At 61.7% G+C, this 23761-nt stretch carries 25 protein-coding genes; 12 read left to right on the top strand and 13 right to left on the bottom strand.

Features of this window, described 5'->3' with window-relative positions:
• Positions 1–152: 152 nt before the first annotated feature.
• The 4 genes from R5C80_RS02415 (at position 153) to R5C80_RS02430 (ending at position 4864) form a co-directional block, all read left to right on the top strand.
• Positions 153–1853 (top strand): VPA1262 family N-terminal domain-containing protein, encoded by a 1701-nt coding sequence (locus tag R5C80_RS02415; protein WP_319049754.1) that lies wholly within the window; start codon positions 153–155, stop codon positions 1851–1853.
• On the top strand, positions 1850–3787 hold the full coding sequence (locus tag R5C80_RS02420; protein ID WP_319049755.1) for a hypothetical protein: 1938 nt from the start codon (positions 1850–1852) through the stop codon (positions 3785–3787). The genes R5C80_RS02415 and R5C80_RS02420 overlap by 4 nt, the downstream gene beginning before the upstream one ends.
• 713 nt (positions 3788–4500) lie before the next feature.
• Entirely contained in the window at positions 4501–4641 is a 141-nt protein-coding gene (locus R5C80_RS02425) for a hypothetical protein (RefSeq protein ID WP_319049756.1), read from the top strand.
• Positions 4634–4864 (top strand): hypothetical protein, encoded by a 231-nt coding sequence (locus R5C80_RS02430; protein ID WP_046854186.1) that lies wholly within the window; start codon positions 4634–4636, stop codon positions 4862–4864. The genes R5C80_RS02425 and R5C80_RS02430 overlap by 8 nt, the downstream gene beginning before the upstream one ends.
• Before the next feature lie 144 nt (positions 4865–5008).
• On the opposite strand, the gene R5C80_RS02435 is transcribed toward R5C80_RS02430, so the two are convergent.
• The 4 genes from R5C80_RS02435 to R5C80_RS02450 form a co-directional block, all read right to left on the bottom strand.
• Entirely contained in the window at positions 5009–5605 is a 597-nt protein-coding gene (locus R5C80_RS02435; RefSeq protein WP_046854187.1) for a lipoprotein, read from the bottom strand.
• Positions 5606–5727: 122 nt separating this feature from the next.
• Positions 5728–6399 (bottom strand): serine/threonine protein phosphatase, encoded by a 672-nt coding sequence (locus R5C80_RS02440; RefSeq protein WP_319049757.1) that lies wholly within the window; start codon positions 6397–6399, stop codon positions 5728–5730.
• A complete protein-coding gene (locus tag R5C80_RS02445; RefSeq protein WP_319049759.1) occupies positions 6396–7097 on the bottom strand; it encodes a hypothetical protein in 702 nt (233 codons plus the stop codon). The genes R5C80_RS02440 and R5C80_RS02445 overlap by 4 nt, the downstream gene beginning before the upstream one ends.
• On the bottom strand, positions 7098–7877 hold the full coding sequence (locus R5C80_RS02450) for a MarR family transcriptional regulator (RefSeq protein ID WP_319049787.1): 780 nt from the start codon (positions 7875–7877) through the stop codon (positions 7098–7100).
• A gap of 232 nt (positions 7878–8109) precedes the next feature.
• Between R5C80_RS02450 and R5C80_RS02455 the strand changes: the two genes are divergently transcribed.
• From R5C80_RS02455 to R5C80_RS02470, 4 genes are read left to right on the top strand one after another with little or no spacing between them, the layout of a single operon-like run.
• On the top strand, positions 8110–8361 hold the full coding sequence (locus R5C80_RS02455; protein WP_319049760.1) for a hypothetical protein: 252 nt from the start codon (positions 8110–8112) through the stop codon (positions 8359–8361).
• The gene (locus R5C80_RS02460; RefSeq protein WP_319049761.1) at positions 8342–9154 is read left to right on the top strand and encodes an alpha/beta hydrolase; all 813 of its coding nucleotides are present in this window, start codon (positions 8342–8344) and stop codon (positions 9152–9154) included. The genes R5C80_RS02455 and R5C80_RS02460 overlap by 20 nt, the downstream gene beginning before the upstream one ends.
• Positions 9117–10355: a PAS domain-containing sensor histidine kinase gene (locus tag R5C80_RS02465; RefSeq protein ID WP_319049762.1), complete on the top strand. Its 1239-nt coding sequence runs from the start codon at positions 9117–9119 to the stop codon at positions 10353–10355. The genes R5C80_RS02460 and R5C80_RS02465 overlap by 38 nt, the downstream gene beginning before the upstream one ends.
• A gap of 54 nt (positions 10356–10409) precedes the next feature.
• Positions 10410–10562 carry a hypothetical protein gene (locus R5C80_RS02470; protein ID WP_158659585.1) on the top strand — a complete coding sequence of 51 codons (153 nt, stop codon included), beginning with the start codon at positions 10410–10412 and terminating at the stop codon, positions 10560–10562.
• A gap of 26 nt (positions 10563–10588) precedes the next feature.
• On the opposite strand, the gene R5C80_RS02475 is transcribed toward R5C80_RS02470, so the two are convergent.
• The 4 genes from R5C80_RS02475 to R5C80_RS02490 all read right to left on the bottom strand — a co-directional run bounded on the left by R5C80_RS02475 (position 10589) and on the right by R5C80_RS02490 (position 13204).
• The gene (locus R5C80_RS02475) at positions 10589–10870 is read right to left on the bottom strand and encodes a Phd-YefM (RefSeq protein ID WP_023629497.1); all 282 of its coding nucleotides are present in this window, start codon (positions 10868–10870) and stop codon (positions 10589–10591) included.
• Between the two features lie 235 nt (positions 10871–11105).
• Complete coding sequence (locus R5C80_RS02480) at positions 11106–11396, bottom strand: type II toxin-antitoxin system RelE family toxin (protein WP_023629498.1); 291 nt, start codon at positions 11394–11396, stop codon at positions 11106–11108.
• Positions 11386–11625: a type II toxin-antitoxin system RelB/DinJ family antitoxin gene (locus R5C80_RS02485; RefSeq protein WP_023629499.1), complete on the bottom strand. Its 240-nt coding sequence runs from the start codon at positions 11623–11625 to the stop codon at positions 11386–11388. The genes R5C80_RS02480 and R5C80_RS02485 overlap by 11 nt, the downstream gene beginning before the upstream one ends.
• A gap of 91 nt (positions 11626–11716) precedes the next feature.
• Positions 11717–13204 carry a methylenetetrahydrofolate reductase C-terminal domain-containing protein gene (locus R5C80_RS02490; RefSeq protein WP_319049763.1) on the bottom strand — a complete coding sequence of 496 codons (1488 nt, stop codon included), beginning with the start codon at positions 13202–13204 and terminating at the stop codon, positions 11717–11719.
• 237 nt (positions 13205–13441) lie between these two features.
• Between R5C80_RS02490 and metE the strand changes: the two genes are divergently transcribed.
• Positions 13442–15745, top strand: coding sequence for a 5-methyltetrahydropteroyltriglutamate--homocysteine S-methyltransferase (gene metE, locus R5C80_RS02495; RefSeq protein WP_267301587.1), 2304 nt, complete (start codon positions 13442–13444; stop codon positions 15743–15745).
• Positions 15746–15809: 64 nt separating this feature from the next.
• Positions 15810–16328, top strand: a complete 519-nt coding sequence (locus R5C80_RS02500; protein ID WP_319049764.1) for a histidine phosphatase family protein — start codon at positions 15810–15812, stop codon at positions 16326–16328.
• Here R5C80_RS02500 and R5C80_RS02505 read toward each other — a convergent pair.
• On the bottom strand, positions 16325–17281 hold the full coding sequence (locus R5C80_RS02505) for an arsenic resistance protein (protein WP_319049765.1): 957 nt from the start codon (positions 17279–17281) through the stop codon (positions 16325–16327). The two genes, R5C80_RS02500 and R5C80_RS02505, sit on opposite strands and share 4 nt — an antisense overlap.
• A 76-nt stretch (positions 17282–17357) precedes the next feature.
• On the opposite strand from R5C80_RS02505, the gene R5C80_RS02510 reads away from it, so the two are divergent.
• Positions 17358–18065, top strand: a complete 708-nt coding sequence (locus tag R5C80_RS02510) for an SDR family oxidoreductase (protein WP_111532064.1) — start codon at positions 17358–17360, stop codon at positions 18063–18065.
• 67 nt (positions 18066–18132) lie between these two features.
• Here the strand turns inward: R5C80_RS02510 and R5C80_RS02515 are convergent, their stop codons facing one another.
• From R5C80_RS02515 to R5C80_RS02530, 4 genes are all read right to left on the bottom strand, one after another.
• Positions 18133–19020, bottom strand: a complete 888-nt coding sequence (locus tag R5C80_RS02515; RefSeq protein ID WP_023631032.1) for a hypothetical protein — start codon at positions 19018–19020, stop codon at positions 18133–18135.
• 446 nt (positions 19021–19466) lie between these two features.
• Positions 19467–20645: an acetyl-CoA C-acetyltransferase gene (locus R5C80_RS02520; RefSeq protein WP_319049766.1), complete on the bottom strand. Its 1179-nt coding sequence runs from the start codon at positions 20643–20645 to the stop codon at positions 19467–19469.
• A 189-nt stretch (positions 20646–20834) separates the two neighbouring features.
• On the bottom strand, positions 20835–22925 hold the full coding sequence (pta, locus tag R5C80_RS02525) for a phosphate acetyltransferase (RefSeq protein ID WP_038706799.1): 2091 nt from the start codon (positions 22923–22925) through the stop codon (positions 20835–20837).
• Positions 22926–22957: 32 nt separating this feature from the next.
• Entirely contained in the window at positions 22958–23260 is a 303-nt protein-coding gene (locus R5C80_RS02530) for a DUF3565 domain-containing protein (protein ID WP_081941345.1), read from the bottom strand.
• Between R5C80_RS02530 and R5C80_RS02535 the strand changes: the two genes are divergently transcribed.
• Positions 23259–23744, top strand: a complete 486-nt coding sequence (locus R5C80_RS02535) for an FKBP-type peptidyl-prolyl cis-trans isomerase (RefSeq protein ID WP_023630340.1) — start codon at positions 23259–23261, stop codon at positions 23742–23744. The genes R5C80_RS02530 and R5C80_RS02535 overlap by 2 nt on opposite strands.
• Positions 23745–23761: the final 17 nt, after the last annotated feature.

Genomic DNA, 23761 nt, shown 5'->3' on the forward strand with positions numbered 1-23761 from the left:
TTTCGCGAAGGGCCGCATCCCTAGACAGACGCCCAAAGAGAGGCTCCGAGCTTTGAGTTTGCTTGAGCTTGCTTCTGCTTGACGGATGGCATATATGCACCTTGGGGCCCTATCGGGCGCAGGACTTAATCATCCAGGGAGGCGTGGACCAGATGTCAACCACCGCACCAAATGCGGCAATACTCGAAGCCGATTATCTCCATGCCGTGGTCGACATGACGTGTCTGTTTCACGACAAAGTCTGTTATCTGATATTCGCATCTGCGCAGCTGTTCCCTGCTGAGCTTGGTGCCCCGGCTGAGGAAAAATTCACCAGCTATCCAGTTAAGAAATTGAAAGGAGGCAGCCGCTTGGTTCACCGCAGGTATGTGGTGACAGCCAAGCAGGCATTGACTTGGTATGACAACTGTCTTGGCGGCGAGGTGCAGTTGTTGTGCGGAGATGAAAAATCGCATCAACCTCAACACGAGCAGCTCCTCGCCGAGCCGCCATGGCCACACCTGTCGACCACGGAAGATTTTGTTGCCCTAAGTGACATAGATGGCGTGCGGCGCGTGCACCATCTGATGCCCGCTAGCTGCCCGGTTATGATCTCTCAGCTTTGCGACACTGATCCGGCTGCAGTCGAATGGCTTGGCGTTGAGCTGGGCATCGACTTCTTGCGCCACCCTGAACAATTTGGCTCAGTACATCTGCTATTGCCGAATCCGGTGTTGCGCGGATTGCAGATCAAGCTGCACGTCGATGAGCATGGGCTTGATAACACCGTGTTGCGGCTCTCGCCAAGACGCGATCACACGATCGCTGGCCTAGAAGTCATCATGGTGGAGTATAGGCCTACGGGAATAAGCGCCATATACTCGGTGATAGCGCAGGGTCCCTATATCGAAATACCCCATGCCGGTACTGCTGAAAAATTTGATTTATTCATTCGATGTGCGGAGCGGGGAGTGCTGGAGTCGAGAAGAGATCGCAGCTATACCAGACAGATGAATTTTGGGCTTGAGGTTACTGGTAGCAAAAAAGCGATAAAGGTTCCCGGTAAAGATGGGCACTCCTTCAACGTAGACGTTCGCGAGCGGGTTTCGGAGAGTTTGCTAGGTGAGCCTCATCGGGCGAACGACATCCCGGGGAGACTTCGTAAAGGGCATCACGACCGCAAGCGCGCACTAGCCGCTGAAAGCCTGGGGCAGAAATGGCTCCATCGTAACCAAGAGGAGGCCACAAGCTTCGTTCGCGAGCTAATTGGTGCGGCCAAAAGCCGTGTATGGATCATTGACCCCTACTTTGCCACGACCGAGCTTTTCAGTTTTGCTGCTGCCACGGCCTATTTGACCACCAAAGTCATCATTCTGACCGGAGCGAGCACAGCGCTGGCCAAGCCTGATGAGAACGAGGAGGGCAAGGAAGCCGGTGAGGTAATGTTGCTGAATACTATCCAGAGCAGCATGCAGCATATACAAGTGCGGGTGATGACCGGTGCAATGCCCACGGTGCACGACAGATTTTTGGTGATAGACGACGACGTATGGTTTACCGGTAATTCACTCAACTCACTCGGTGAGCGTGCCGGCATGATGATCAAGCTTCCGGCCCCTGGGCCGGTGATCGATAAGATAAGCCAAGTCATACATGACCCTGAGCGAACCAAATCCCTTGCTGACTGGGTGCAGCATCGTTTGGCGACGCGTCAGCCTGACACGTGTTCAAAATTCATTAAACTGCTTCGTTGGGCGCGCAAGCTGAAACGAGGAACGCTCACCGTGTCCTGCTCCCCCTCAACAGTGCAACCCTCGGTGTTGAAGAACGATGGCGCCCCTCAGATGAGCGTTGAAACGGAGAGCGCGCCATGATCGATCCGCGTATCGCTGAAACGGATTACTACGTCAAAATGTGTATGCGGGACGAGGAAATGGCACACTCACTTCGCGATCAGCCTTGGGCTTCAGGTGCAAGGGATGCGCTCGCCGGCCTATTCGGTCGCTTTCTGGCCAAACTTGACGGTGACATTGAGGACACTCTCAGGAAACTTCAAGAATTTAGCCTTCTCGAACGGCAATCGCTTGATAATCTCAATCTGCCTGAGCAGTTACAGCATGCGTTTTATGCCCTACTGCATGACCCGAGGAACAATGACGCAAAGGTTGGCGAAGCAGGAATTATGGGCCTTGCATTGGGAGACGCCCTGCTTGCGCGCGCTCAGTACGATATCGATATCGTACCGGTGGCATTGTTAGCTAGGTGTAATTACCTTTTTGTCATCGGTTTCACGGAAGCGACCCAAGGCGCTCTTGCTTGTAGAGATCATCGGTTGTGGGAGGCATTGGAGTCTCTTATTGACCATGAGAACCGAATCCATGCAGATCCGGGGAATCATCGTCACTCAAATCGAATGGCCATGCTTCGAGGCTGGCAGCAAGAAACAGACATTCAGGAAATCTGGCACCTGCATGGCTGGGACATGAGTTGTCTGGGGCCAAAAGTGCTTTCGTTGCTGCGGGCTGCCCGCTGTGCCGATGCTAAGCGCTTCTTACAAATGGCTGAGAAGCTCACCTTTCCTCCAATCGCATCGGACATGCTTTACACAATTGATATCCGCTACGATTTCGACCAGTTGCTTGTTTTGTTAGAAAGTGCGCCGAATGTCTTGGATGACGGGGGTAACTGGAACCGAAAAATGATGGCCCCTTTGGTGCTCCAAGTTGCCTTCAGGCTACTGCAGGATTTAGGCAACCCGCCTGGGACTGCCGAGCCTATGGCAGATATTGACGATGTTAGATCCAAGGTTCGTTCGATCATGTTGGTGCTGCTTGCTCGCCCTGACGGACATTACCTTTGCTTGAACTGGCTAGTACACCTATTAACGCCGCTTCACCAAGCCGATGCCTCCGAATACTCGCACACACTCATCGATGAAAGCGTCATCCAACTGATGAGTAGCGGATTTATCGCGGAAACGTTAATCCTGCCCCCAATGCAAGGGCTGAAAACAGGGTTCTCCGATGTACAACATGTCACGTTGGCCGAACAGGATGCCAAACGTGCTTACTTTCACTTCGTAATTGCACTTTTAATGCGCAGTAAGGTGTCCGACCCAATGGACCTCCGTGAGGCGTTAGGAAGTCTACTAATTATGGCCCGCTCTCAGTTTGGCTCTTCAACGAAGTACCAATACTGGTGGCAGCATTGGCTAGCGGCGGATCTCTATCTCAATGGCACGGAACCAGTAGTAGACAAATGGCGAACCGCATTTGACCGTTTCGCCCCAATGCTCAGACGGGCTCGGCTGAGGCAACCAGTGAAGCATCTGGAGATTCCAAGCCTATTCCTCGCTGGTGTGGGCATCGCAATGATTCGTGCAGGCACGAGGCCAGAAGCCCCCTCGGCCCTTGCGGCGCAGATGGCCGACCTGTGGTCTGTGGTCTTTGAAGCCGCCTTCCACGCATATGTTTGTTCCGATCCTTTTAACGCTTGGGCATCCGTCATCGAAGATCTATTTAGGTGTTATCCGAAGATCCATGCGCTCCAGGGAGTGGATCGGGGACAGGCTCTATTGGCTTACATCGAGCATCTAGGGGGAGATGACCGTTTACTGACCCTGGCTATCACAGCTCTTGGTATGGCCGGCTTGGAGATGAGTGCGATCACCGAAAATGTGAGCCAGCAAATCGAGCTGGAGGAGCGTATCACCAGTTACCTTGCATGGACTTCAAAATTCAAAGCACGACCACTTCCAGCGTATGTGGTCTGCTACTGGCAGGATAAGCGCATTCACAGAATGTCTTGAGGTTGCCGAGCCTTGCCTACAGACGGCAAGCGGCGCGTTATTCCGTTTGTATGGCTGCTATGGAACTTCGCCGCGGGCATTGATTGTCGATGTGCCACAGTATATTTGGATGCGGCGAGCCAACCTTCGGATTTGCGCTCGCCGGGGGAACGCTGGGGTCGTGAGCTTTTGAAGCGGGCCATCGTGTTCATCGCTAGGACACTCCTGTAAACAATAGGGGAGGCGTCTTGAGGTAACTTTAGAGGTAGTAGAGTGCGCGCTTATTTTAAATAAAATTTAAAATCAGATGGTTAGGTTTGAATACGATTCCTCTCTCCGCCTCTCTCCGATTCCGCTTCATGTGGTGAGGCTCTGCGCTGTTTCGCGACAGGCCCACTACCCATTCTCTACGATGTAGGCAGTTTCCCGCAGCATCCATTGCCTTTTCCCAACCGTCCTAAGCTTGCATTAGCAGCCCCCAAGGAATAAATTCCCTCTGTCGCGGCCTCTTCCGCGACCGGGTTTGGCGACCCGACCGAAAAAGGCGCAACGGCGCCCCGATCACGATTGCAGGCGCTTTTTTTGTGTCCGCAGTTCCGTGTAATGGCGGCTGTGCGTGGGAGACCCTCGGGTCTGCCGGGTTCCTTTTCCTCGGTTCGCCAACCTGCGTACAGCTGCCACCCTATTCGTTTGGCGACGATGGTGTGGTGCTTCAACCGAAAAGGACCTCATGCATGCTCATCGCAAATCTGTACAGGATCCTCGCATCCGCTCTCCGCCGTCCAACCCATGCGGCCACCCCAGCCCCAACGTTCTACCCAATCGACAGCCAGTCCCTCGCCGACCGCGCCAATCGCGAGGTGCCCCATGACTGACCATGAACGCATGTCTACCCTGCAAAGCTACGTCTGGACCCTCGAACTGCTAGGCGAGGCGCTGGTCCAACATGACGAGGTGCTCGAGTGCGAGCACAACCCGCAACTGAGCTTCCGCAACACGGCGGGCATTCACCAGGCGATCCGGATCATCAGCCGCTTGGCCAGCGAGCAGTTCGGCAAGCTGGAGGTGATGAAAGAAGAGGGTGTTTCTACAGGCTGATGCTGCACATCATTGGGGCCGCTTTGCGGCCCTGTTGCGGTGTGTCTCCTGAGCGGACTCCACTTGAACCATCGCGTCTTGCAAGAGCGTGCCCGGTCGGCAACGCATCGCTCGCCCGGTGTTTCATCACCCCCGAATCAGCGCCTACCAGAACCACCCACCCCGAGCCAGCTCCTGCTCACAACTCCGATACTGCGCCCCAAACACCGACGCCCGCGCCTGAACCTTCTGCGACACGTTCTTCAACCACGGCTTGGCGTCGTAGCTGCGGTTGCGGTAGCCGCCCCAGCCTTCGTGGTAATTCAGGTACTGGCCATAGGCGTCCCACTTGGACACGCCATTCACCCGCTGGCTCTTCTGCATGTACCAGCCCATGAAGTCGAGGGCGTCGGCGAAGTCGTCGCGGGCGGCGCCCCAGCCGCCGGCTTCGCGCTTGTAGTCGGCCCAGGTCTCGTCCTTGGCCTGGGCGTAGCCGTAGGCGGTGCTGACCCGGCCCCAGGGGATGAAGCCGAGGAAGTAATAGCGCGGCGGCAGGGCGTCGTGCTTGAACGACGACTCTTGGTACATCATCGCCATCGGCACCTGCACCGGGGCGCCCCAGCGCGCCTGCATCTTCAGCGCCGCCTCGTGCCATTTCGGCTTCTCGCGGAAGATCTCGCAGAGGTTCTCGGGGTTGGCGGGAGGCTTGGTGGCACAGCCGGCTACAGCCAGGAGCAGGGCCGGCATGGTGAGCCGAAGCATGGAGGGGGGTTCCTTGTGCGGACGTCGGGGTCGCAGGGCGCTGACGCTTTATACATTCTTTTGAGACGCAGATGAATCAGCGGGCGATCACTCGATGCCTGGAACGTGGCTGGCATCAACCGTTAAACCCAGACGTCTACCCAAGTTACGTCATCATCCATTTCAACAGTTTCTAAAGCCGCTGAATTGAGTGCCGAGCCCTGCCGCTCTACCTCGAGATCCGCCCAGAACCCATCAGTCGCGAAGACCAATCGTTCCCCCGCTTCGACCTTTAGAGAAACAAAGTCTGGTCGTGGTGCGGTCCTGGCCTTGTAGCAGCGTGTGACAATATTTCGAGCGGGATCTTCGGCGAGCTCCCCGTGGCTTTTGTCTCGCTGCCAGTTTGCCCAGCAGTGAGGTGGCGTAAGCCATTTGATCACAGTCCCTGCAGTGACAATGCCGCAGGAGCAATCCCCTTCGTACGCCACGGTCAGGTAGCCGTTCGATATCACCCCGACCAGATAGCAGCATGTCCCTGTGTGGTCACGAAACAGTGGGCCATGGATTTCAGAAAGCACTTTCCCTAATAGCGCCTGTGCAGCGGCAGGGGAGGTATCAGTGTCACCGGCGGATAGCCATTTTTGATAGGTATCGATGACGTAGGTGACGAAGCTCCTGGCAAGTTGATCGCTCCCTGTTTTCGCCGTGCCATCGACAATCACGATCAACCCTCTATCGCCGTCGAACACGGCATCGGCAAAGTCGCCGTTGAGGTCAGTCGATGTTCCCTTGAACGACCTCGTCGAGAACCTCATTTCAAGGCGGCCAGTTCATGCAAACGTTGAAAAACCAGGCGTTCCCGGCCCGGGGTGGACCTTACGGAGTTGCTGCTCTGAACCGCATAGTCAATCCCGTCCAGGCTCAACAGTTCAGTCATCTCGGCGGCAACGTACTGCCTGAGCTCGTCTTCGGCCGCCTTGAGTTCCTGCAACAGTTCGGGCCGCCCATCGATGACGATCAGGATATCTTCTACATCCTTGTGATAAGGGTCGTTTTTTCCTCGGCCCGTGAACGCTTCCAGTTTGGTAGCCAGGAAGTACGGGGCCCTGAAGATTTTTATCTCCAGGCCACTTGGAAGTGGTTGTGTAGCGGAATGAGCCAAGCCTTCGACAAACCATCTGTTTGTGTAGCCCAAGACTTCTGCGGCTGTGGGCATTACATCCACGATAACGTCGTTGAAACGAAACCGGCAATTGACGTCATCCTCGCCGGTTAATTTTATGTTTTTAGCGGCCAGCCGTTCCGTGAGGTGGGCCCATTGAGCGATACCGGCCAACTCGATAACCAGGTCGACGTCCACCGTGTGGCGTATGTCATCGATGATCACCGGATCGGTGACCAGCATGGCCGTCGTGCAGCCGCCCACGAATGCGACTTCATCGAGCAAGTCTTGACCAAGCCCCTGAGCGACAAACTCAAGGAGCTCGAGGTTGTGGTCAGCGTTGGAGGGCATTTACTTCAGCCCCAATCCAGCTTTGAGAATGCCTACCGCGACACTGGTTTCGCGAGGGCCACCCACACGTATTGCATCAACCAGGGCCAGGTAGTGGTACAGCGTACGGTCCTGTTTCACCGCATGGGGGACCGTTTTGTAGAGCGGCTCTATCAGCTGGCCGCGCTCGACCCCTAGTGGGTCGGGCCAAACGTAGAGGGTTTCCCCAGCACTGCGGATGTTGCGGCTCAACGCGGGAGCGGCGAAGCCGGTCGGTATTCCACGAACCAAAGCACCCGGTCGTACCGGGAAAAAGTACTTCAAGGCGTGCTCGGCAAGTTTGAGCAGCTCACGGCGATTGACCTTCGGGAGCCCGGTAGCATGATCGTTGATCAGCAGGCCCGATTCGCGACATCTGCCCATGGCGTTCGACACTTCGCTCTTGCTCAGGCCCAGCGATGCTGAAAGCGACCTGACAGAGTAGCGATCACTCCAGGACGAGAGCGCTGCCTCGACCGGTTCGACTGGATCGGTCCAGCCCTCCCAGCTTTCGCCGCCGGTGATAAGCAAATAGGCTTCCTTGGCGGCACTGGAATAGGAAAGTGCTGGCGCCGAATCGGTATCGGGATATCCAGCGCCGCTTGGCTTCAAAAATCTTCCCGTTCGATCGTATTCCCAGTCAGGCGCCTGCATGGCGCTCTTGATGGCGCGGTCGAGCTGCTCTGTGTCGATGAGCAAATTCTCTTCCTGAGCGTAGAGGCTCGCCATCTTGAACAGGAGCAAAATATCTTGACTCTTCATTCGAGTAAAAATCCCGTCTGTCCACATTCCATGAAACGTGGACACTTTAAGCTTCGTTCGCTTGCAGATGTCAAGACTAGGATGGCTTGTCATAGGTCGGATGTGTTCAAAAAGGCAGATTGGTTGTGGATTATCCACTCCTGGTCAGATGCCCTCTTGCCTAAGGGGCCTATTCGTCCCAATCCTTTCAATTGAGGGATGATTCCCACACGCCTTCACTCAAAAGCCGGCGATGTCCCGCAAAATCCGCCCTCTTTCTCCCCATATCGCGTATGGTGTCCACCAGATCAACCCTGATCCGCCCGGTGCGCCCGTGACGTCGAGCCTCGCGCACTGCTACTTCATTGGCCGCCCCAACCCGCCGGCCAATCCAAGCCACCCGCCCCACGCCTCGACTATTCTCACCAGCAGCATGGACCGCTCGGCACTGCTCAGCACAACGTTGCACGACATCGGGATAGGTAATGACCCTGCAAAAGCGTAACAACGTGCATGTCGCTGGCAACGGCAGTGCCACCTTGATCCTGTCTCACGGCTTCGGCTGCGATCAGTCGATGTGGCGCTGCCTACTGCCTCATCTGGTCACGCGCTTTCGCGTGGTCAGCTACGACCTGGTTGGCGCCGGTCAGTCCGACCTTGCGGCCTACACGGCGGAAAAATATGCGTCGCTCTGGGGCTATGCCACGGACCTCAACGAGCTGATCGACGCTTACGCCGAGGGGCCGGTGATCGTGGTCGGGCACTCGGTGAGTGCGATGATCGGCGTGCTGGCCGAGCGTCAGCGGCCCGGGCGGCTTGCCGGGCTGGTGATGATCGGCGGCTCGCCCTGCTACATCGATTCGGCGGGGTACTCCGGTGGCTTTGCGCCGGAGGAAATCCAGGCGCTGCTCACCACCCTCGATGACAACTACCTCGGCTGGTCCAGTTCCATGGCCCCGACGCTGATGGGCACGCCCGGGCAACCATTGCTGGAAGCGGAGCTGACCAGCAGTTTTTGCCGCACCGACGCGCAGATCGCCCGGCACTTTGCCCGGGTCATCTTCCTCTCCGATCACCGCCAGGAGGTCAGCGGCCTGCCGGTACCGACGCTGATCGTGCAATGCACGGGCGACCCGGTGGTGCCGGTGGCCGTGGGCGAGTACCTGCATCGCGTGCTCCCCGACAGCCAGCTGAGCCTTATCGACAACATGGGCCATTACCCGCAGCTGAGCGCCCCGGGAGCCTGCGCGGCGGCGATGGATGCGTTCTTCGCTGGCCATGGATTCGGCCATGGATGACGCCGCCTTGTTGTTCGATGAGTCGTTGTTCGAGCACGCGCCGTGCGGGCTGGTCGTCATGGCCGCGGATGGCACCGTGCTGCGCTGCAACCAGACGTTCAGCCGGTGGCTGGGGCATGATCCGGCGGCGTTGCAGGCGCGCAGTTTCGATCAGTTGCTGACGGCTGCGGGGCGGGCGTTCCAGCTCACGCACTGGGGGCCGTTGATGAACCTGCAGGGCTCGGTGTCGGAGGTGAAGCTCGAACTGCGCCATCGCGATGGGCACCTGCTGGCCATGCTGCTCAACGGGGTGCGGCGTGAAACCGCCGAGGGGGTGCGCTACCACCTGGCGCTGCTCGGCACCGGCGAGCGGGACCGCAACGAACGGGCGGCGCTGGTGGCCATGCAGCGCGCCGAAGAGCTGCTGGCGCAGAAGGTCAGCGCCGAGGCCGCCCTGCAACGGGCACAGGCCGAACTTGCCGCTGCCTATGAAAACGCCGAGCGCCGCGCCATCCTCGCCGAGCAGATGGTCGCGGTCGCCAGCCATGACCTGAAGAACCCGATGACGGCCATCAAGATGGCGACCGAACTGCTCGAACGCGATGCCGACAGCGACCGGGCCCGGCGCTTGCTGGGCAGCATCGGCAGTGCCGCCGACCGGGCGCAGCGGATGATCGTCGACCTGCTGGACTTCGCCTCGATCAGGCTAGGGCAGGGCATCCGCGTGACGCGTCAGCAGGCCGATTTGCGCCAGGCGGTGGACCAGTGCGTGAGCGAGCTCAGGGTGGCCTTCGCCCAGGCCGGTATTCGCCATTATTCGCGCGGGCATGGCACCTTCGAAGTGGACCAGGACCGCTTGCAGCAGATGCTCGGCAACCTGGTCGCCAACAGCGTGGCCTATGGCGCCCCGGGCTTACCGATCACCGTGACCACCGACCTGACGGACGAAGGCGCGACCTTGAGCGTTCACAATCACGGGTCGGCCATTGCTGATGCGTTGATCCCGACGCTGTTCGAGCCGATGACGCGGGGCAGTGAGCGCGAGGATCCGCTGCGCTCGGTGGGCCTGGGCTTGTTCATCGTCAAGCAGATTGCCGAGGCGCATGGCGGCAGGATCGGCATGCGTTCGGATGCGATCTATGGCACTACCTTCACCGTGTGGTTGCCGGCCAGGGGGGCTTTGCCTGGCACTGTTGCTGCCGTTGATGGACGGGAACAGTAATCTGCCACGTTCTTCCTGCTCTTGCAGGGCTCATATACGGCGATTGGCAGCGGCATGCACCTCGTCATCGCGCCTGGCGCCAATACAGAGCACCAGCACACCGAGCTTATCGGGTTCACCTTGAGCGATGCGCTCGCGTACGACTTTAAGGACCCGCTGAGCTTCGGCGCGGCCAAGTTACAGAAGATTGTCTTCCTGTTGGGATGAAACCTGACAGTCCAGATCATGTGCTTTTACCTGAAGCGAGTCTCCATCTCCTCCAGGCTCACGGTGTGTTTATCATTGAGGCTGGGCAGGCGCTCGGTGGTGAGACGTTCGGCACGCAGGTCGGCGAGCTCGTCCAGCATGGCCTGGTAGGCTTGCACGCCCATCAGGACCGCAGCGGGTTCGTTGTCCTTGAATATGACCAGATGAGTGGCGTCTGTGCTGGTCACTTGTTTCAAGCGTGCGCCAAACTCCCGGGCCATGGTGGTGGTGGACACTGCCTGTTCAGCTCGGGTCAGTAGGCCGGTCATTTGGAGTTCCTCGGAGTCACATACGCTCAATTTGCATTTATCAATGCGCATATCTGTACGTATGACAAACAGCTGGTACGGATGGTGAAGACAGCTATGTGGACTTGCAGACTATTGTCCCGGTTTGGGCAGTGCTTGGCCTCATCGGGACGTTTGCGAGATGTATCTCGCGCCCTCATAGCACCTTCATAGTGTCCTTGAGAGCGCCAGCGCTTTCGCCTCTGGAAGGCTTGATTTACTCGGTCAATCGTTCGGCCGCCTTGCGGTAAACCTGATCTCGCTCACGTTTATCCACGGCGACCACAAACACCACGATTTGATGATCGATGACCTGATAGACCAATCGATATCCGCTGCTGCGCAGCTTGATCTTGTAGCAGTCCGGGAAACCGTGCAGACGGTTCGCTTCGACCCTCGGGTTGAGCAACACGGTTGCCAGCTTCTTCTTTAGCTGTTGGCGAATGGTGTCGCCGAGCTTCTGCCATTCCTTGAGTGCGCGCGCATCGAAATCGAGGTTATAGGTCATCCAGCGTTACCCTCACCCTCTGCGGCGAGGCCAGGCGTTCGCGTACCGTGGCGAGCAGTGCTTCGTCCTCTTCGGTCAGTAACACGGGTTTAAAAGGCAGTTGCCCGCGCTCAGCAACATATTGCAGCGCTTGGCGCATCAGCTCGGAGGGGGTTACACCCAGCTTTTCCAGCTCACGGTAGGCGCGCACCTTGAGGTCGTCGTCGATACGTACATTGATGGACGCCATGTTTGCAGCCTCTTTGTAATGACATTGGTCTGTACAATGAGGCAAAGCAGTTTGTTGGGCAAGGGTAGTAACGAGATTACCGACAAGCGTGTTACTCGTTGAACTCCGGAGCGACGTCAGGCTGCAGGGAGGGCGATCTCGAGGTGCCCCCTTCGAACCACCCCGGCCACGAACTACGCTGCCGGTTCTCCACCTGCACACAGGGAATCAGCCGCTCACGCAACACCTCGGTCCTGCCCACGCTCACCGCCAGCCGGTACTTGGCGCTGTGCACGCATTCCCGATCGCCGAACTCGCAACGATCCAGGCTGGTGCCGCCGCACGGCCCGTTTGCCAGCCCCTTGGGGCAGGTCTCGGGGCAGATATACAGCGTGTCCTCCAGCCGGCAACTGCCACAGGTATCGCAGCCCACCATCGGGCGTTTGATACGCCGTTCCAGCTGGTGCAGCCACTGCGCTGCCGTGGGGTCGGCCCATAGCGGCCGGGTCACGGCCCAGCCGAAGGCCTTGCTCAAGGCGGTGGTGCGGCTGAACAACTGGTGGTGCATCGCCGACAGCAGGTGATAGCGAACCTTTTCCTTGTTGGACGCGGTGATCTGCCGCTGCCCGAGGCGCCAGGCGTGCCCGGGTGGATGGAAGGTGACCGGCGTCAGGCCAGGTGCCTGCCAGGCTGCTTCCCAGGCCGGGGCCCAGTCCCGCAGTGAGCTGAACTGCGGTTGCAGCACCTCGATGGTCTGCTCAAGTGCCTCGAACTGCGCCACCTCGTGGATGCCGGACAGGTGCACGCCTGCATAGCCCATCAATTTCAGGCCGATCACCTGCAAGGCCAGGCGCTGGTTGGCGCGTTCCTTGGCGTAGGTCTTGGAAACCGCTGCTTCGGCGGCCAGCAGTGCGCGCATCGACGGCGTGACGGTCACCCCGGCGACATGCCCGAGCATCCCGGCACGGCCCTCGGTCAGCGCCATGATGCAGGCCATCAGCGGCTTGGGCCGGGGCTGGCGCTGCATCCAGTCGAAGGCTTCCTGATGCTTATCGATATCGAAACCGAGCTGCAGGATGAACAGGTCGGCCCCGGCGGTGAGTTTCTTCTCGGCCTTGCTGTACTGCGCGCCGCCTTCGGCCTCCTGGTACTTGAACGGGTTGAGCGCGGCGGCCAGCAGCCAGTGCGGGCGGGCCTGGCGGACGATCTGCAGGGCAGCGACGGATTCGAGGTAGCGCACCGGGCGCTCGCCCGGGACGTGGCCGGGCAGGCGGTCGCCGGTGAGCAGCAGCAGTTGGTCGAGGCCGGCGGCGTCCATGCACTGCAATTGCGCCAGGAGTTCATGGCGCTCGCGGTCCTTGCCTGAGAAGTGCAGCAGGGCGGGGACGGGCTCGGCCAGGCTGTTGAAGGCGTCCAGCGGCGACATGTCCAGGGCGCTGCCGACGCGGTCGCCGATGGCCACGGTCAGCGGCCAGCCGCACAGCTGGGTGCGGGCCATGAGGGTGTCGAGGGTGGCGAAACGCTCGGCGCTGGGCTTGGGCACGAACTCCAGGATGCAGGCGAAGGCGTTGGCGTCCAGGGTCGTTTTCAACAGGCTCATGGGGTGTGGGCTACCGGGTTGGGGCAGGGTGGCAGTGTGCGACAGGTGGGTGGCTGGGGCATGTCTGATTGCGCGGGGGAGTATGTTGATTGAGACATTTGCGATGCCTGGCCGACGGCATGGCTAAGGCACTATGAGAAAATCTTGAGTTCATCTCAAATTTAATGAGTTTGTCTCACTTTAAACCGCAGCCCAGAATCTCCCTCATTCATTTTAAGAAGATCGAGGGACCACGACATGGCACTGGCACACAACCTGGGTTTCCCACGCATCGGCCGCGACCGTGAGTTGAAGAAAGCCCAGGAAGCGTTCTGGAAGGGCGAGCTGAACGAAGCTGGCCTGCGCGCTGTGGGCCGTGAGCTGCGTGCCGCCCACTGGCAGGTGCAGAAGGACGCCGGCATCGACCTGCTGCCGGTCGGCGACTTCGCCTGGTACGACCAGGTGCTGACCCACTCGCTGACCTTTGGCGTGATCCCCGAACGCTTCCGTGCCAAGGACGCTGCCAAGCCGACCCTGCAGACCCTGTTCGCCATGGCCCGAGGCGCCGTGGCGACGGACCGAAGCGACAGCTGCTGCGGTGGTGCCCACGCCCAGGAGATGACCAAGTGGTTCGACACCAACTACCACTACCTGGTCCCCGAGTTCAGCGCCGACCAGCAATTCGCCCTGAGCTGGGAGCAGCTGTTCGAGGAGGTCGAGGAGGCCAGGGCCCTGGGCCATGCGGTCAAGCCGGTGGTGATCGGCCCGTTGACCTATTTGTGGCTGGGCAAGGCCAAGGGCGCCGACTTCGACAAGCTCGACCTGCTCGACCGCCTGCTGCCGCTGTATGACCAGATCTTCAACCGCCTGGCGGTGCAGGGCGTGGAGTGGGTGCAGATCGACGAGCCGATCCTCGCCCTCGACCTGCCGCAGGACTGGAAGAACGCCTACGAGCGGGTCTACAACATCCTCCAGCGCGCCCCGCTGAAAAAACTGATCGCCACCTACTTCGGCGGTCTCGAAGACAACCTCGGCTTGGCCGCCAACCTGCCGGTCGATGGCCTGCACATCGACCTGGTGCGTGCCCCGGACCAGTACCCGACCATCCTCGACCGTCTGCCGGCCTACAAGGTGCTGTCGCTGGGCGTGGTCAACGGCCGCAACGTCTGGCGCTGCGATCTGGACAAGGCGCTGGAGGTGCTGCGCCATGCCCATGAGCGCCTGGGCGAGCGCCTTTGGGTGGCGCCGTCGTGCTCGCTGCTGCACAGCCCGGTGGACCTGGCCCGTGAAGACCAGCTCGATGACGAACTGAAAAGCTGGCTGGCGTTCGCCGTGCAGAAGTGCCAGGAAGTGGCGGTGCTGGCCAAGGCACTGAACCAGCCCGAGGCCGACGAGGTGCTGGCGGCGCTGGCGCAGAGCCGCGCCGTGCAGCACAGCCGCGCCACCTCGCCACGGATTCACAAGCCGGCGGTGCAGGCCCGTGTCGCCGCGATCAAGCCAACCGACAGCCAGCGCGCCACCGCTTTCGAGCAGCGCATCGCCAAGCAGCGCGCCGGGCTCAACCTGCCGGCGTTTCCGACCACCACCATCGGTTCGTTCCCGCAGACCGCGGCCATCCGCCTGGCGCGCCAGGCGTTCAAGCAGGGCACGCTGACCGAGGCCGACTATATCGAGGCCATGCACAGCGAGATTCGCCATGCGGTTGAGATCCAGGAAAACCTCGGTCTGGATGTGCTGGTGCACGGCGAGGCCGAGCGCAACGATATGGTCGAGTACTTCGCCGAACAGCTGGACGGCTACATGTTCACCCGTTTCGGCTGGGTGCAGAGCTACGGTTCGCGTTGCGTGAAGCCGGCGGTGATCTTCGGTGACCTGAGTCGCCCGAAGGCGATGACCGTGGCCTGGATCACCTACGCCCAGGGCCTTACCCGCAAGGTGATGAAGGGCATGCTGACCGGCCCGGTGACCATGCTGATGTGGTCGTTCCCTCGCGAGGACGTGAGCCGCGAGGTGCAGGCACAGCAGCTGGCGCTGGCGCTGCGTGACGAGGTGTTGGACCTGGAGGCCGCCGGCATCAAGATCGTGCAGATCGACGAAGCCGCTTTCCGCGAGGGCCTGCCGCTGCGCCGCAGTGCCTGGCCGCGCTACCTGGAGTGGGCCACCGAGGCGTTTCGCCTGTGTGCCTCGGGTGTGCGGGACGAGACGCAGATCCACACCCACATGTGCTACAGCGAGTTCAACGATGTGATCGAGTCGATCGCGGCGATGGATGCGGATGTGATCACCATCGAGACCTCGCGTTCGGACATGGAACTGCTGGAGGCGTTCGAGCAGTTCGCTTACCCGAACGAGATCGGCCCGGGCGTGTACGACATCCACTCACCGCGGGTGCCCGCCAGGGAAGAGATGGTCAAGCTACTGCGCAAGGCTGCCCAGCGGATTCCGGCCGAGCGGTTGTGGGTGAACCCGGATTGCGGCCTGAAGACCCGTGGCTGGCCGGAAACCGAGGCGGCGTTGGTGAACATGGTCGCCGCTGCCCGCGAGTTGCGTGCTTCAGCCTGACCTCATCGCGCATGTTCCCCGGACTTCGGCTAGAGTGCCCGGACATTCCTGCCGAAGCCCTGCCATGAAGCCCATCCACCTCACCCTGATCTGCCACGCCCGCACCGAGGCGCAAAGGGTGGGGCGCTTCGCCCAGGATGGCGAGCCTTTGCTGGAATTGCCCTCGCTTGTGCCTGAACCGGCGGTCCGCTACCTCAGCGCACCTGAGCTGCGTGCCCGGCAAACAGCCGAGGGCCTGAGGGCGACGGTTGATGAGGGGCTGCGCGATTGCGACTTGGGCACCTGGAAAGGTCAGCCGCTCAAGCATCTGGATGAGGCCGCGTTGCAGGCGTGGCTGAGCGACCCCCATGCCACGCCTCACGGCGGCGAATCGCTGGCCGCGCTGTGCGAGCGTGTTGCCCACTGGATGGACAGCGCCCTGGGCGAGGGCGAATGGACCGCCGTCACCCACCCCTTCGTCATCCGCGCCGCAATGCTGCATGCGCTGGGCGCGCCTCTGCAATCCTTCCACCGCATAGATGTGCAGCCCCTGGCCAGTGCGCGTTTCAGCCACTACGGCCAGTGGCGGGTGCGACTGGCCTAGCGCCGCACCAACGCCGGCACAACACGAACGTAGACCAGCTCGCTGACCAGCTCCACCAGCGTCTGGGTAATCACCGCCGCTGCCGCCAACGCCCGGATCGACTCAGGCAGCGCCAACGCCAACGGCAGCACCACCAACGAATTACGCGTGGCGGCGCTGAAGGTCACCGCCCGGGCCTCGCCTGTGGACAACTTGAACAGCCGCGCCGCAAACAATCCGAGCAGCGGCGCCAGCAAAGCGAAACCGACATACACCGGCACTACCGGCAGCAGGTCGTCCAGCCGGCTGGCGACCACGCCGATCTGCGAGCCGATCACCGCGATCAGCACCAGGGCCATGGCCGGCACCGGCAGCCACGTCCAGGCATCGTTCCACTTCGAAACCAGCGCAGAGCGCCGCGCCCCGGCGCTGGTGGCGACGGCCAGCAGCAGGGGCAGCGCGATCAGCAGCACGAAGGCTTCGACGAATGGCGCCACGGAAATCTCCACATGGCCGGCGCCACCCAGCATCAACGCCAGGTACAGCGGCAGCAGCGCCAGTTGCACCAGCAACAGCACTGGCGTGGCGGCAAGGGTCAGGCTCGCGTCGCCTTTGCCGAGGTGGGTGAACACCACCACATAGTCGATGCAGGGCGTCAGCAGCACCAGCAGGGCGCCGACCAGCACGGCGGGGTGCTCGGTCAGCCCGCGTGTGCCGGCCCACACCAGCAGCGGCACGAGTACGAAGTTGGCCAGCAGCAGCGCGCCCATGAAGCGCCGATTGCCAAGCCCCGCGCGCAGGTCGAGGAACGGGATCTGCAGGAACATCGCGTACATCAGCACGGCAATGGCCGGGGTCACCAGCGCTTCGAGCGCGCCGGCGGCGCCGGGTGCGAGCAGGCCGAGCACGGCGGCCAGCGCTACGGCGATGAAGTAGAGGGGGATCTGGTTTTGCTCGAGTTGCGCTCTGTCCACGGGCGGCCTGGCATTTCCGACTGGATTACTGGGGCAGGCAGGGTACTATCCGGCGCAGTCCATAGGGAGTGATTCGATGAGAATTCTGGTGGTCGGTGCAAGCAAGGGATTGGGCCAGGCGCTGGTGCAGGGCCTGGGTGGGCATGGCGATACGCTGATCGGTGTGTCGCGCAGCAGGCCGGTGGCGTTGCCGGGCGCGGCGCAGTGGATCGAGGCCGACCTCGGCCAGCCGCGCCAGGCCGCGGCGATCATCCATGAGGCGGTGGCAGACGGTGGGCTGGACGTGCTGGTGTACAACGTCGGCATCTGGGAGGCGCGGGCCTTCGAGGAAGGCTACAGCTTCCTCGATGATGACGAGGCGCAGATCGAGCGCATGGTCGACACCAACATCACCGCGCCGCTGCTGCTGATCAAGCGCCTGCTGCCGCTGCTGCTGCAGAGTGCCCGACCACGGATCATCCTCACCGGTTCCACCTCCGGCCTGCCGGGCAGTGGTCGCCCGGAGGTGACCTTCGGCGCCAGCAAGTTCGGCTTGCGCGGCATCGCCGAAAGCCTGCGCGAAGGTTTCCGCGAACAGGGCCTGGGGGTGAGTTGCCTGAACCTGGGCTACCTGAACACCGAGGATGGCCTGGACGTGCCGCTGGCCGAGGCCGAACGGCGGGGCGAGGGCGCGCTGATCCCGCTGCACGATGTGGTGCAGGTGTGCCGGATGATGCTGAGCCTGTCGTCGGCCAGCTATGTGCGCGACATCACCTTGCCGGCGCTGCGCGACGAGCGCTTCTGAGCTGCGAGGGCGCGCACTGATGTTGAAAAGGCCCGACAGGGGAACCTGTCGGGCCTGGGCGAAGGTCTCAGCTGACCAGACAGATCGCCCGCAGTTTTGAGCCTTCGCGCACTTGCGTGGTGGTATCGCCGAGCCATTGCTGGGTATCGGTCTTCTGCTGTTTGGAGAACACGTCTTTGACGTTGTTCCAGCTTTCCACCGACAGCTGGTAGATCGCCTGGGACAAGGTGTAAGACGATTGGAAGGTGATGGTGCCCTTGTGACTGGACGCCTTGATGGTGAATTCGCTGGCGTACAGCATGAAGTTCACCGAGCCGCTGTCGCCGGTTTGCAGGATGTTCTGGTTGAAGTTCGACTGGCGCTCGGTCTGCTCGGAATAGGACAGTGCCGCATTCACCAGGCTGCTCAGGGACTGTTTGATCTGCTCGACATCCTGGTTCTTCAGGCCGATGAAGCCTTTGACGAATGAGTCGACCAGCGCGTTGGCGTCATGGCTTTTTTGCTGGATCTGCGTGACTTGCGCTGCCAGCAGGGAAAGGAACGGGATTTCCGCGATCTGCTGGGTGAAGGCGATGAAGTGCTCACGGTCACCGGCGGACTTCGGCTTCTGGTCGGTCGGCTGGTCCAGTGGGTTGTAGCCGGAGCGTCGGCGGGCAATGTCGATGGCCGTCTGCAGGCCTTCGTAGATGCTCACTGGTGCGCTGCCGGGGCTGACGTTGGCGTCCGCATCCTTGGCATAGCTGCCGGTCGCCGTGCCCTTGGCCGGGCTGAAGAAGGGGTTGATGGCATCCGCGCCGCTGCGCATGGATTGGCCAGTCGCCGTGAGCAGTTGGCGGTTGTAGTCCTGCGCGAAAATGTTGCCGCGCAGCGCGGTGGATTTTGCATTCGCCTTGGTTTCCGTCAGCCAGGCGTGGGCACTTTCTTTTTCCGATGGAATTGCTCCTGGAGCGTGCATGTCAAATCCCTTTAGCAGATTTATTTATAGGGTCGATTGCGTTTGAACTTAAGCAGTTCAGGGAGTGCCTGACACAGGTTAGAGGGCGCCTTGAAAGTGTCAAAGTGTTGTTTTGGTGGCAGTCGGAAAGTAGGGGGCGCTGGCGAGAGTATTCGAATTAATGGCGCAGCTGCTTATCGTGAGGGGTTAAGTTGATGAGACGTTAAGTGTTCATTTGAATATGTTTGTTTCTTTTATGAGCTCTTTAAAGCTGCACTATTAATTACAACTAGTGCTTCTGGATGGCGATTGTTCAGGGTGGGCAACAGGTCTTCGGGGCCGCTTCTGCGGTCCATCGCCAGCGGGCCGGCTCCCACCGCAACAGCGCATGGCTATTGGGCAGTGCGAACGGGGTGGGAGTCGGCTTGCCGACGATGGGCTGCAAAGCAGCCCCAAAAGCCGTCAGGTCAGCGCTCGATTGCCAGGGCCACACCTTGGCCGCCGCCGATGCATAGCGTCGCCAACCCTTTCTTCGCATCGCGCTTGATCATCTCGTGCAGCAGGGTCACCAGCACCCGGCAGCCCGACGCGCCGATCGGGTGGCCCAGGGCAATGGCGCCGCCATTGACGTTGACCTTCGCCGCATCCCATTCCAGCTGCTTGCCCACCGCCAGCGCCTGGGCGGCGAAGGCCTCGTTGGCTTCGATCAGGTCCAGGTCGGTAAGCTGCCAGCCGGCCTTGTCCAGGCAGCGCTGGGTTGCCGACACCGGGCCGATGCCCATGATCGCCGGGTCCACGCCCGCGCTGGCGTAGGCGACGACCTTGGCCAGCACCGGCAGGCCCAGGGCCTTGGCCTTGCTGGCGCTCATCAGCAGCACGGCGGCGGCGCCGTCGTTGAGGCTGGAGGCGTTGCCGGCGGTGACACTGCCGTCCTGCTTGAACGCGGCGCGCAGTTTGCCCAGGGACTCGGCGGTGGTGCCGGGGCGTGGCTGCTCGTCGGTGTCGAACACCAGCGGCTCGCCTTTTTTCTGCGGGATGTGGATCGGGGTGATCTCGTCCTTGAAGCGGCCGGCCTCGATGGCGGCCACGGCCTTGCGCTGCGACTCGGCGGCGAAGGCGTCCTGCTGCTCGCGGGTCAGGCCGTACTTGTCCACCAGGTTCTCGGCGGTGATGCCCATGTGGTAATCGTTGAAGGCATCCCACAGGCCGTCGCTGATCATGCTGTCGACCAACTGGCCGTGGCCCATGCGCTGGCCGGTGCGTGCCGAGGGCATCACGTAGGGGGCCAGGCTCATGCTCTCCTGGCCGCCGGCGATCACCACCTCGGCGTCGCCGCAGCGGATGGCCTGGGCGGCCAGGTGCAGGGCCTTGAGGCCCGAGCCGCAGACCTTGTTCAGGGTCAGGGCAGGTACTTCGTAGGGCAGGCCGGCCTTGACGGCGGCCTGGCGGGCGGGGTTCTGACCGGCGCCGGCGGTGAGCACCTGGCCGAGGATCACTTCGTCGACCTGGGCCGGGTCCAGCTGGGTCTGGGCCAACAGCTGGCGGATCACCGCGGCGCCCAGTTCCACGGCGGACACGTTGGCCAGGGCCCCCTGGAAACTGCCGATGGCAGTGCGGGTGGCGGCGACGATGACGACTTCGTTCATTGTTGTTCTCCAGGATACGAGCGTGATCGTCACAGCATCCGCGCCCGGGGCTTATTTGAGAAGTTTGTTTTTCTTTGCCATTGATCTGAAATTCAAATGAATGATCGGCGTGCCGGCATGCCCTCATTCGGACTCGCCAAGGCTTGGCCACTCCGATGAGCGTGGGGCCGCATGACGGCCCTTTGCCGTTCAGCGCACGGTGCTGGCCTGGATCGCGGTCAAGGCGATGGTGTGCACGATATCGTCCACCTGCGCTCCGCGCGGCAGGTCGTTGACCGGCTTGCGCAGCCCTTGCAGCATCGGCCCGAGGCTGACGCAGTCGGCGCTGCGCTGCACCGCCTTGTGCGTGGTGTTGCCGGTGTTCAGGTCGGGGAACACGAACACCGTAGCGCGCCCGGCTACCGGACTCGACGGCGCCAGCTGTCGGGCAATCTCGGGGTTGGCGGCGGCGTCGTACTGCAACGGGCCGTCGATCAGCAGGTCGTGCTCGGCCTGCTGCGCCAGGCGCGTGGCCTCGCGGACCTTCTCCACTTCTTCGTCGCTGGCCGCCGAGTCGCTGGAGTAGCTGAGCATCGCCACCCGTGGCGCGATGCCGAACGATTCGGCCGACTCGGCGCTCTGCCGGGCGATCTCGGCCAGTTCGGCTGCGCTGGGGTGCGGGTTCATCACGCAGTCGCCATAGACCAGCACCTGGTCGGGGAACAGCATGAAGAACACCGAGGACACCAGGCTGCTGCCCGGTGCGGTCTTGATCAGTTGCAAGGCCGGCCGGATGGTGTTGGCGGTGGAGTGCACCAGACCGGAGACCAGGCCGTCCACTTCGCCGAGGGCCAGCATCATGGTGCCGATCACCACCGGGTCTTCCAGCTGCTGCTCGGCCATCGGCGCGTTGAGGTTCTTGCTCTTGCGCAGGTTCACCATGGGTTCGACATAGCGGCCACGGATCACCTCGGGGTCGAGTACCTCCAGGTCCGGCGGCAGGCTGATGCCCTGGGCGCGGGCCACGGCCTGCACTTCCTCGGGTTTGGCCAGCAGCACGCAACGGGCGATGCCCCGGGCCTGGCACAAGGCCGCGGCCTGCACCAGCAAGGGCTCGGCGCCCTCGGGCAGGACGATGCGCTTGTTGGCCTGCTGGGCGCGCTGGATCAACTGGTAGCGGAACACCGCCGGTGACAGGCGCAGCTCGCGTGGCGTGCCGCAGCGCTGGTGCAGCCAGGCGGCGTCCAGGTGGCTGGCGACGAAGTCGGTGATGAATTCGGCGCGCTCGCGGTCGTCCACCGGGATCTCGCGGTTCAGCGAGTTGAGCTGGTTGGCGGTGTCGTAGGAGCCGGTGCTCACCGACAGGATCGGCAGGCCGGCCTGCAGGGCGCCGCGGCACAGCTCGAGGATGCGCGGGTCGGGCTTGCTGTCGCTGGTCAGCAGCAGGCCGGCCAGGGGCACGCCGTTGATCGCCGCCATGCACACGGCGAGGATGATGTCGTCGCGGTCGCCCGGCGTCACCACCAGGGTGCCGGAGGTCAGCAGCGGCACGGTGTTGGCCACGGTGCGGGCGCAGATGATGATCTTGCTCATGCGCCGCTGGTCGTAGTCGCCGGGGTTGAGCACCTGGGCGCCGAGCAGCTCGGCCACGTCGCGGGTGCGCGGGGCGTTGAGCTCGGCCTGGTAGGGGATGCAGCCGAGCAGGCGGAAGTCGTTGCCGCGCAGCAGCGGCGAGTGCTCGCGCAGGCGGGTGGCGAAGTCGGCCATGCTTTCGTCGGTGCGCACCTTGTTGAGGATCACCCCCAGCACCTTCGGGTCGCGCGGGCCGCCGAACAGCTGGGCCTGCAGCTCGACACGGCCGGACAGCTCGCTGAGCACCTCGTTTTCCGGCGCCGATACCAGGATCACCTCGGCGTCCAGGCTCTTGGCCAGGTGCAGGTTGACCCGGGCGGCATAGCTGGCGTGACGGGTCGGCACCATGCCCTCGACCACCACCACGTCCTTGCCGACGCAGGCCTGCTGGTACAGGCGGATGATCTGTTCGAGCAGTTCGTCGAGCTGGCCGTCACCAAGCATGCGCTCGACATGGCCCAGGCTCAGGGGCGTCGGCGGCTTGATGCCATGGGTGCGGGCGACCAGTTCGCTGGAGCGCTCCGGGCCGGTGTCGCCGGGGTGCGGCTGCGCAATCGGCTTGAAGAAGCCTACCTTGAGCCCGGCGCGCTCCAGGGTGCGCACCAGGCCCAGGCTGATGGAGGTCAGGCCGACACCGAAGTCGGTCGGCGCGATGAAAAATGTCTGCATGCGTGCTTCTCGGAATAAGCGGTGCAAGGAGTTCAGCGGCCAAGGGTAGCGCTAACGGCACCCTGAGCGCACCAGCCGCAGGGGAATACCTGGCCGATGCGCCGGGCGCGTTCGTCGGCATCGAGCACCCAGGGCCGGGCCTGCCACGGCGGCTGGTGGCGCAGATGCTGGGTGTGGCCGCAGGACAGCTCGACCACCCAGTGCCGCTCTTCGTCGAGGTGGAAGCCGGTGATCCGACTGATGGGCTGCTGTTGGTCCGCGCCGGGTTCGCAATCGGCTGATGCGTTGGTTACACTTGTTCGTTCTATATACTTTTGCAAAAGGTCTTGCCCCATGCTGATCGCCGCCAACAAGGCTGTCTCCATCGACTATACCCTCACCAACGACGCTGGTGAGGTCATCGACAGCTCCGCCGGTGGTGCGCCGCTGGTCTACCTGCACGGTGCCGGCAACATCATCCCGGGCCTGGAAAAAGCCCTGGAAGGCAAGCAGGCCGGTGACGAACTGACCGTTGCCATCGAGCCCGAAGAAGCCTACGGCGAATACTCCGCCGAGCTGGTCAGCACCCTGAGCAGCAAGATGTTCGAAGGCGTCGACCAACTCGAAGTCGGCATGCAGTTCCACGCCTCGGCGCCGGACGGCCAGATGCAGATCGTCACCATCCGCGACATCGACGGCGACGACGTGACCGTCGACGGCAACCACCCGCTGGCTGGCCAGCGCCTGAACTTCAAGGTCAAGGTTGTCGACGTGCGTGACGCCAGCGAAGAAGAAATCGCTCACCGTCACATCCACGGTGAAGGTGGCCATCACCACTGATTTTCTGCGCTAAGCTC

It is taken from the genome of Pseudomonas sp. On1, assembly GCF_033783325.1.

Excerpts from the sequence above, each read along its gene's own strand:
- R5C80_RS02415 (WP_319049754.1), top strand. The coding sequence starts at position 153 with ATGTCAACCACCGCACCAAATGCGGCAATACTCGAAGCCGATTATCTC.
- R5C80_RS02420 (WP_319049755.1), top strand. The coding sequence starts at position 1,850 with ATGATCGATCCGCGTATCGCTGAAACGGATTACTACGTCAAAATGTGT.
- R5C80_RS02425 (WP_319049756.1), top strand. The coding sequence starts at position 4,501 with ATGCTCATCGCAAATCTGTACAGGATCCTCGCATCCGCTCTCCGCCGT.
- R5C80_RS02430 (WP_046854186.1), top strand. The coding sequence starts at position 4,634 with ATGACTGACCATGAACGCATGTCTACCCTGCAAAGCTACGTCTGGACC.
- R5C80_RS02435 (WP_046854187.1), bottom strand. The coding sequence starts at position 5,605 with ATGCTTCGGCTCACCATGCCGGCCCTGCTCCTGGCTGTAGCCGGCTGT.
- R5C80_RS02440 (WP_319049757.1), bottom strand. The coding sequence starts at position 6,399 with ATGAGGTTCTCGACGAGGTCGTTCAAGGGAACATCGACTGACCTCAAC.
- R5C80_RS02445 (WP_319049759.1), bottom strand. The coding sequence starts at position 7,097 with ATGCCCTCCAACGCTGACCACAACCTCGAGCTCCTTGAGTTTGTCGCT.
- R5C80_RS02450 (WP_319049787.1), bottom strand. The coding sequence starts at position 7,877 with ATGAAGAGTCAAGATATTTTGCTCCTGTTCAAGATGGCGAGCCTCTAC.
- R5C80_RS02455 (WP_319049760.1), top strand. The coding sequence starts at position 8,110 with ATGTCCCGCAAAATCCGCCCTCTTTCTCCCCATATCGCGTATGGTGTC.
- R5C80_RS02460 (WP_319049761.1), top strand. The coding sequence starts at position 8,342 with ATGACCCTGCAAAAGCGTAACAACGTGCATGTCGCTGGCAACGGCAGT.
- R5C80_RS02465 (WP_319049762.1), top strand. The coding sequence starts at position 9,117 with ATGCGTTCTTCGCTGGCCATGGATTCGGCCATGGATGACGCCGCCTTG.
- R5C80_RS02470 (WP_158659585.1), top strand. The coding sequence starts at position 10,410 with ATGCACCTCGTCATCGCGCCTGGCGCCAATACAGAGCACCAGCACACC.
- R5C80_RS02475 (WP_023629497.1), bottom strand. The coding sequence starts at position 10,870 with ATGACCGGCCTACTGACCCGAGCTGAACAGGCAGTGTCCACCACCACC.
- R5C80_RS02480 (WP_023629498.1), bottom strand. The coding sequence starts at position 11,396 with ATGACCTATAACCTCGATTTCGATGCGCGCGCACTCAAGGAATGGCAG.
- R5C80_RS02485 (WP_023629499.1), bottom strand. The coding sequence starts at position 11,625 with ATGGCGTCCATCAATGTACGTATCGACGACGACCTCAAGGTGCGCGCC.
- R5C80_RS02490 (WP_319049763.1), bottom strand. The coding sequence starts at position 13,204 with ATGAGCCTGTTGAAAACGACCCTGGACGCCAACGCCTTCGCCTGCATC.
- metE (WP_267301587.1), top strand. The coding sequence starts at position 13,442 with ATGGCACTGGCACACAACCTGGGTTTCCCACGCATCGGCCGCGACCGT.
- R5C80_RS02500 (WP_319049764.1), top strand. The coding sequence starts at position 15,810 with ATGAAGCCCATCCACCTCACCCTGATCTGCCACGCCCGCACCGAGGCG.
- R5C80_RS02510 (WP_111532064.1), top strand. The coding sequence starts at position 17,358 with ATGAGAATTCTGGTGGTCGGTGCAAGCAAGGGATTGGGCCAGGCGCTG.
- R5C80_RS02515 (WP_023631032.1), bottom strand. The coding sequence starts at position 19,020 with ATGCACGCTCCAGGAGCAATTCCATCGGAAAAAGAAAGTGCCCACGCC.
- R5C80_RS02520 (WP_319049766.1), bottom strand. The coding sequence starts at position 20,645 with ATGAACGAAGTCGTCATCGTCGCCGCCACCCGCACTGCCATCGGCAGT.
- pta (WP_038706799.1), bottom strand. The coding sequence starts at position 22,925 with ATGCAGACATTTTTCATCGCGCCGACCGACTTCGGTGTCGGCCTGACC.
- R5C80_RS02535 (WP_023630340.1), top strand. The coding sequence starts at position 23,259 with ATGCTGATCGCCGCCAACAAGGCTGTCTCCATCGACTATACCCTCACC.
- R5C80_RS02530 (WP_081941345.1), bottom strand. The coding sequence starts at position 23,260 with ATGGGGCAAGACCTTTTGCAAAAGTATATAGAACGAACAAGTGTAACC.